Below are 7,111 nucleotides of genomic sequence, written 5' to 3' on the forward strand. Positions count from 1 at the left end.
GCCCTCACCGCGGGCGAGGGCGGCCCCGACTGTTCTTCAGGCCGTTTCGGGGACGTCCTGGCGGGCGTTCGCCAGGGCCAGGCCCGTGCGCAGCGCGCCCACGGCCTCGGCCACCGCCTCCCGGAACACCCCGCCCACGCCGAGGATGTTCGCGTACCCGTGGAACAGGCCCTCGTGCCGCCGCAGCACCACCGGGACGCCCTGCGCCGCGAGCTTCTCCGCGAACGCCTCGCCCTCGTCGCGCAGCGGGTCGAAGCCCGCCGTCGCCAGGTACGTCGGCGGCAGGCCGCTCAGGTCCTCCGCCAGCAGCACCGACAGCCGCGGGTCGGCGTGGCTCTCGCGCGACGGCGCGTAGTGGTCCAGGAACCAGTCCATCTTCTCGTCGGTCAGGAAGAAGCCCCGGCCGAACAGCTCGCGCGACCGCCGCCGCACCGTCGCGTCCACCGCCGGGTAGAACAGCAGCAGGAACACCGGCTTGGCCACCCGCGCGTGCAACGCGGTCACCGCCGCCAGGTTGCCGCCCGCGCTGTCGCCGCCCAGGGCGATCCGCGCCGGGTCCACCTTCAACCCCGAAGCGTTCGCCACGGCCCACTCGAACGCGGTCTGCGCGTCGTCCGCCGCCGCCGGGAACGGGTGCTCGGGCGCCAGCCGGTAGTCGGCGGACAGCACCCGCACCCCGGCCTCCACGGCCAGGAACCGGCACAGGTTGTCGTGGCTGTCGAGATCACCCGAGACCCACCCGCCACCGTGGTAGAAGACCAGCAGCGGCGAGCCCTCCGCCAGGCCGTGCGGCGTGTAGAAGCGGCCGGGCACGCCGTCCATGTCCACCGCGCGGACCGTCACGCCCTCCACGACCGGACCGCTGACCAGCGCGTTGCTCCGGGTCAGGGCGGTGCGGCTGGCGGCCGGGGTGGTCGTCGTCCACTCCTCGCCGGACAGTTGCTGCAGGCGCAGGATCAGCTGGGCCTCGGGGTGCAGGCGCTGCCCGTCCAACACGATCGGGCGACCGATCACCAGGTCGCGCAGCGGCCGGGGCAGGCTGAACGCGAACCGCAGGACGCCGGCGACCAGACCGGGGGGAACCGACTCGGCGAGCTTCGACATGAGACGCACGTTACTAGCGGGTAGGTCCCGAAGCCAGGAGTGGACCTCCAGCTAGGTGGAGGTGGCAGGATCGGGGCATGACGGTCACGGTGGTGGGCATCGGCGGGTCGCTCCGCCCGAACTCGCAGTCCGAGCGCGCCATGCGCATCGTCCTCGACTCGGCGGCGGACGCGGGCGCCAAGGTCATCGAGGTGGCGGGCCCCGACCTCGTGCTGCCGTTCTACGACCCGGCCGTCCCCGACCGCCCCGCCAACGCCCGCCGCCTGGTCGACGCGCTGCGCGTCGCCGACGGCGTGGTGCTGGTCTCGCCGGGCTACCACGGCACGGTGTCCGGCCTGGTCAAGAACGCCCTCGACTACATCGAGGACCTCCGCGAGGACGAACGCCCCTACCTGCACGGCCGCGCGGTCGGCTGCATCGCCGCCGCGCACGGCTGGCAGGCGGCCGTGACCACCCTCACCGCGCTGCGCTCGATCGTGCACGCCCTGCGCGGCTGGCCGACCCCGCTGGGCGCCGCGATCAACTCCCGCCAGGTCGACTTCGACCTCGAAGGGGGCTGCTCGGATACCACGGTCGCGGACAATTTGCGCACGATCGGGCGACAGGTGGCGGAGTTCGCCGCGTCACAAGTCCGTTAAGCGGTTCTACTGGGCGGGTACTTCTGCGAGGGGCGTGAGCTGCCACACCAGCGGGTGTGGTTCGGCTTCGGCCGGGTGTTGGGGTGATCGGAAGCTCCAACCACCAGCTCAAAGGAGAGCGTTCACCATGCAGGTGCTCTACACGGCGGAAGCGACGGCGGTCGGCGACGGGCGCAACGGCGAGGTCCGGTCCTCGGACGGCGTGATCGACGAGCAGCTCGCCGCTCCGAAGGAGCTCGGCGGCCCCGGCGGCGACAAGACCAACCCGGAGCAGCTGTTCGCGGCCGGTTACGCGGCGTGCTTCCACAGCGCGCTGAAGCTGGTCGCGCGGCACGGCAAGGTCGCGCTCGGCGAGACGACCGTGACCGCCAAGGTGAACCTCGGGCCGAACGGCAACGGCGGCTACCTGCTGGCCGTCGACCTGCACAGCCACCTCCCGGGCGTGACCCAGGACGTGGCCGAGGACCTGGTCGCCAAGGCGCACCAGGTGTGCCCGTACTCCAACGCCACGCGCGGCAACATCGAGGTGGCGCTCACCGCCACCGTGTGAAGGAGGCGTCCATGAGCAAGTCCCCGATCACCAGCCCGCTGTCCGAGTCGGACAAGAAGTCCGTCGGCGCGGTGCTCCAGGCGACGCTGGTCGACCTCATCGACCTGTCCCTGGTCGCCAAGCAGGCGCACTGGAACGTGGTCGGCAAGAACTTCCGCAGCGTGCACCTCCAGCTGGACGAACTGGTGACCACCGCGCGCACCTACACCGACGAGGTGGCCGAACGAGCCGCCGCCCTCGGCATCTCGCCGAACGGCAAGGCGAAGACCGTGGCGTCGGAGTCGGGCGTGCCGGAGTTCCCGGACAACTGGCTCAAGGAGGACCAGGTCGTCGCGGCCGTGGTCAGCGCCCTGGCCAAGCTCATCGAGCGGCTGCGGGCGCGGATCGACGAGACCGACAAGTCCGACCTGGTCACGCAGGACCTGCTGATCGAGATCACGAAGCAGCTCGAACAGGCCCACTGGATGTGGCAGGCCCAACAGGCCTGACCAGCGGAACGAACGCCTCGCGGGACGCCGGACCGGCGCCCGGCGGGGCGTTCCGGCTTTCGGGCGCTTCTAGCGATCGCTGCGCCTTCAAGCGGTCGCGCGGGCGCGTTCTCAAGATCAAAAGATCAGAAGCGGGCTTGGGAGGCTTCCAGCGGGGGAAGGGCTGCGTGTTCCCCACCGCATGACCTGCGGAGCCAACCACACTTCGAGCAGGTCATACGGTGGGGAACACGGAGCCCTTTGTGGCTGGTAGCCCGGCCGCGCGGAGCGCGGCGAAGAGCCGCGCTCCGCGTCGGGTGTGGGGGAGCGTTCCGTCTCTAGAGGACGCGGCGGGCGAAGGCTACTTCGGCTGCCGTTTGGCGGATCGTCTCCGCTACCACCAAAGAACCGTGGCCCGCGTCGTACCGGTACACCTCGTACTCCGCGCCCCTGGCTGCCAGGCGGTCCAGGTAGTTGTCGATTTGGCGGATCGGGCAGCGGGGGTCGTTCTCGCCGGCCAGGACCAGGACCGGGGCGCGGACCGCGTCCACGTAGGTCAGTGGCGAGCACTCGCGGTAGCGGTCGGGGACCTCTTCCGGGGAGCCGCCGAACAGGGCGCGGTCGAAGGCGCGCAGTGGTTCCATTTCGTCCTCGTAGGCCGCCAGGTAGTCGGCCACCGGGACGCCGGCGATGCCCGCCGCCCATCGCTCCGGCTGCGTGCCCAGGGCCAGCAGGGTCAGGTAACCGCCCCACGACGCGCCGTTGACCACGCACTTCGCCGGGTCGGCGAAGCCCGAGGACACCGCCCAGTCGTGGACCGCCGCCACGTCCTCCAGCTCCGTCAGGCCGGGCCGGCCCTCGATCGCGTCGCGCCACTTCGAGCCGTAGCCCGTGGAGCCCCGGTAGTTGACGTGCACCACCGCGAAGCCCGCGTCCAGCCACACCGCCCGGTACGCCGAGAACCGGTCCTCGTCCGCCGCGTGCGGACCGCCGTGCAGGCTGAAGACCGTGGGCAGCGGGCCGTCGCCGGCGCCCTCGGGACGGGCGACCAGGGCATGCACGTCACCGACGAACACGTCCTCCAGCCCGACCGACGGCGGAGCCTTGTGGCCCTGCGGGGACAGCAGCACGCGCTCGTCGCCGTCAACGTCCAGCACGCGCACCACGCCCGGCTGCGCGGCCGAGGACCACGAGTACTCCACGGCACCGTCCGGGCGGACGTTCGCCGACCCGACCGTCCCGTGTGGAGTGTCCAAAGCGGACAGTGTACCGGTGCTCAGGTCGTAGCGGTGCAACGTGTTTCGCGCCTGGAACGTGTGCACCACCAGGAGCGCGGACGCGTCCTCGTACCAGTCGGCGCTGATCTCGCCGGGCAGGTCCACCTCGATCTCGGTCTCGGTGTCCGCCTCGACGTCCCAGATCAGCAGCTCCTCCCGGCCGCGCCGCTCGTGCAGCACCAGCAGGCGGTTGTCGCCGCGCACCGGGCTGAACGCGATCGCGTCCAGGCCCTTGCCGGGGCCGTCCCACTTCTCGGCGACCTTCGTGCCGTCCGGGGTCACCACGCGCAGCGCCGCGTGCCGGTTGTCGCCGTGCTCGGAGTGCGCCAGGGCGATGAGCGTCTCGTCCTTGGACAGCGCCGCCACGCCGCCGTCGTTCTCGTGGGCGTAGACGACCGTCGCCGGACCGCCCGACCGGGACACGTACACCGCGGTCCCGTCGTCGGTGGACGTCCCGACCACCACGACCTCGTGCCCGATCTCCAACCCCGCCGGGTACGCGGCGGGCACGCCCTCGACGGCGGTCTCGACCTGCCCGCCGGGCTTGAACGGCTCACGCACCCACACGCCGAACTCGTCGCCGTCGGTGTCGTCGAACCACCAGATCTGCTCGCCGTCCGGGCTCAGCGCCGCGTGGGACGTGCCGTTCGGGCGGTCGGTGACCTTGCGGTGGGTGTCCGCGCCGCGGTCCCACGCGTAGATCTCCCACACGCCGCTGGAGTTCGACAGGTACAGGCTGCGGTCCGGCGCGTCGTCCGCCCAGCCGGGCAGGCTCACCCGCGGCGCGGTGAACCGGTCGCGCCAGCGGGCCTCGGCCCCGGGGTCGTCGAACAGCGGCTCGGGAACTTCGGCGGTCGGGTGCGTCGTCACCCCTCCGATCCTGCCGGCTGCCGCGCGGTGACCAGGTGGTAGTCCACGAGACCGCGCTCGGCGGCGCGCAACCAGCCGCGGTCCCAGTGGTCGCGGTGCGGGCCCTGCGCGAGCCACCGGTCCAGGCCCGCCCACACGTGCGCGCCGATGCTCTCCGCCCGCACCTCGGCGAACCCGGCCGCGCGCAGGTCGGCGAGGAACCCCTCGACGGTGTGCGGCAGGTCCAGGCCGTTCGCGAACGACTCCAGCAGGTCCGCCAGCTCCGGGCCGGCGCCGGGGGCGGCGAAGAACGTCGTCACCGCGAGCCGCCCGCCGGGCACGAGCACCCGCGCGCACTCCCGCGCGAACCCGGCGAGGTCCTCGAAGTGCTGCGCCGCCTCGACCGACAGCACGCGGTCGAAGGAGTCGTCGGCGAACGGGAGGTCGTCCGCCGCGCCGGTGCCGAAACGGGCGTCCGGCGTGTTCCGCCGGGCCCGCTCGACCTGCTCGGGCACGAGGTCCACGCCGTGGACGAGCCGCGGTCCGCGGGCGAGCACCTGCCGCGCGCCGACGCCCTGGCCGCAGCCGACCTCCAGGACGCGGTCGTGCGCGGTGACGTGGAGGGTGTCCAGGACCGTGTCGTACAGGGCCCGTTGGGCGGCGATGCGCTGCTCGACGGTCAGCTCGCCGTCGAGCGGGACGTCCCGCCAGTACCCGAAGTTGATGAAGCCGCCCGCGAAGACGTGCAGGGTGGCGAGGTCGCGCTCGCCGTAGGTCCGCCGCCGGACCTCGGCCCGGGTCGCCTGATCAGCCATGCTCCCGATGGTGCCGGGTCCGGCGGTCCAGCTCCTCCTCGAAGATCCGGTCCATCGTGCGCGAGGCGCGGGTGAGGGCGGACACGGCGAGCCCGAGCAGCGCGACCGCGAGCCCGGTGACCAGGCCCGCGACGGGTGTCGCGACCACCGCCACGACCGCGGCGGCGCCGAGGCAGACCACCGCCCAGGCGGCGAAGCGCACCCAACCGGTGGAAGTCGGTATCGTCGCGGAGACGGTGCTCATGGGTGACTCCTCTGCAGCATCTGGGGCCGACGCGTTGTCCCACGTTTCGCGTCGATCTCGCCGCCCGTTACGGACCGTGAGTTGAACCGTCAACCTTCACTCGTATGGGTTAACAGAACGTGACCACTGCTCGCGTGTCTTACTACGTTAGGTCATGAAGCGACTACACGGCTCAAGGTTCACTCCATCGTGTGGCGCTACGCGAGCGACCACCCAGCGGCGTAACACGGTCACGGAGCGCTCCGACACCGCAACCGTGACCCCGACCGAAGGGACCCGCCGCCCATGAAGCGCCCGGCCGCCGCCGCGCTCGCCCTGCTCGCCCTGACCGCGTGCACCCCGTCCACCTCCGCCACCCGGCCCGCCGACACGTCCGCGTCGTCCCCCGGGGCGACCGAGACGTCCCCACCCGCCGGCACCACCATCGCCCCACCCACGGCCGCGCCCACGACGAAGACGTGCACCGTGCCGGACGTGGTCGGCATGGTCCACCAGACCGCCCAGGACACCATGCAGGCCGCCGGCCTCTACCGCCTGCGCGAGGAAGACGCCACCGGCCAGGGCCGCGTTCTCGTGATGGACCGCAACTGGACGACGACGGCCCAAAGCGTCCCCGCCGGCTCGGTCGTCGACTGCACGACGGAAGTCCTGCTGTCGGCGAAGAAGATCGGTGAGTAGAGACGACGAAGGGGCTGCCCGATGCTCTCGGACAGCCCCTTCGGCTGGTCGGGGTGACAGGATTTGAACCTGCGACCTCTTCGTCCCGAAGCAAAGATCCAACTTCGTTGACTCACCTGTTCGCGCAGCTCAGCGGCAGTGTGGCGTCCGTTGGCGTCCGGGTGCGTACACCTGTGATCGAGGTCGTTGTCACTCAGTAAGTCACTCATCGCCAGCTATCCCCTGGGGGAATTCGCTGCTGCGTCTCGTATGCGACTGTTCTGCTTCGTCGGTGTGGCCCTGCTGGTCCAGCAGCGCCCCCAGGGGGCCGAGGGCGTTGGTGTGGCCTGCGTCGATGGCGCGTTGGAGGTGTTCGATCGCTTCGTCGGTGTGGCCTTGCCTGGCCAGCAGCAGCCCCAGGGAGCCGAGGGCGAGGGTGTGGCCTGCGTCGATGGCGCGGCGGTAGAGCTGTTCTGCTTCGTCGGTGTGGCCTTGCCTGGCCAGCAGCTC

General features: G+C 71.6%; 9 protein-coding genes. 4 read left to right on the forward strand and 5 right to left on the reverse strand.

What is annotated here, in order from left to right; all coding sequences use genetic code 11:
- Positions 1–36: 36 nt before the first annotated feature.
- Positions 37–1,104 (reverse strand): alpha/beta hydrolase, encoded by a 1,068-nt coding sequence (locus AB0A74_RS06330; protein ID WP_358247824.1) that lies wholly within the window; start codon positions 1,102–1,104, stop codon positions 37–39.
- 77 nt (positions 1,105–1,181) lie between these two features.
- Between AB0A74_RS06330 and AB0A74_RS06335 the strand changes: the two genes are divergently transcribed.
- The 3 genes from AB0A74_RS06335 (at position 1,182) to AB0A74_RS06345 (ending at position 2,780) form a co-directional block, all read left to right on the forward strand.
- Positions 1,182–1,742: an NAD(P)H-dependent oxidoreductase gene (locus tag AB0A74_RS06335; protein WP_343935639.1), complete on the forward strand. Its 561-nt coding sequence runs from the start codon at positions 1,182–1,184 to the stop codon at positions 1,740–1,742.
- A gap of 127 nt (positions 1,743–1,869) precedes the next feature.
- Positions 1,870–2,292, forward strand: a complete 423-nt coding sequence (locus AB0A74_RS06340) for an organic hydroperoxide resistance protein (protein WP_343935638.1) — start codon at positions 1,870–1,872, stop codon at positions 2,290–2,292.
- A gap of 11 nt (positions 2,293–2,303) precedes the next feature.
- Positions 2,304–2,780 carry a DNA starvation/stationary phase protection protein gene (locus AB0A74_RS06345; RefSeq protein WP_358247825.1) on the forward strand — a complete coding sequence of 159 codons (477 nt, stop codon included), beginning with the start codon at positions 2,304–2,306 and terminating at the stop codon, positions 2,778–2,780.
- A gap of 317 nt (positions 2,781–3,097) precedes the next feature.
- Here AB0A74_RS06345 and AB0A74_RS06350 read toward each other — a convergent pair whose 3' ends face one another.
- Genes AB0A74_RS06350 through AB0A74_RS06360 form a run of 3 tightly spaced genes read right to left on the reverse strand, consistent with a single transcriptional unit; the run spans position 3,098 to position 5,944 of the window.
- On the reverse strand, positions 3,098–4,906 hold the full coding sequence (locus AB0A74_RS06350) for a prolyl oligopeptidase family serine peptidase (RefSeq protein ID WP_358247826.1): 1,809 nt from the start codon (positions 4,904–4,906) through the stop codon (positions 3,098–3,100).
- Positions 4,903–5,700, reverse strand: a complete 798-nt coding sequence (locus AB0A74_RS06355; protein WP_358247827.1) for a methyltransferase domain-containing protein — start codon at positions 5,698–5,700, stop codon at positions 4,903–4,905. Before AB0A74_RS06355 ends, AB0A74_RS06350 begins: the two co-directional genes overlap by 4 nt.
- Positions 5,693–5,944, reverse strand: a complete 252-nt coding sequence (locus AB0A74_RS06360) for a hypothetical protein (RefSeq protein ID WP_358247828.1) — start codon at positions 5,942–5,944, stop codon at positions 5,693–5,695. Before AB0A74_RS06360 ends, AB0A74_RS06355 begins: the two co-directional genes overlap by 8 nt.
- Positions 5,945–6,229: 285 nt before the next feature.
- On the opposite strand from AB0A74_RS06360, the gene AB0A74_RS06365 reads away from it, so the two are divergent.
- Positions 6,230–6,622 carry a serine/threonine kinase gene (locus AB0A74_RS06365; RefSeq protein ID WP_358247829.1) on the forward strand — a complete coding sequence of 131 codons (393 nt, stop codon included), beginning with the start codon at positions 6,230–6,232 and terminating at the stop codon, positions 6,620–6,622.
- Positions 6,623–6,823: 201 nt separating this feature from the next.
- On the opposite strand, the gene AB0A74_RS06370 is transcribed toward AB0A74_RS06365, so the two are convergent.
- Positions 6,824–7,111, reverse strand: a 288-nt coding sequence (locus AB0A74_RS06370; RefSeq protein ID WP_358247830.1) for a tetratricopeptide repeat protein, incomplete at its 5' end; no start/stop codon positions are given.

The organism is Saccharothrix sp. NPDC042600 (genome assembly GCF_040647305.1).
GTDB classification, from domain to species: Bacteria; Actinomycetota; Actinomycetes; order Mycobacteriales; family Pseudonocardiaceae; genus Actinosynnema; species Actinosynnema mutabilis.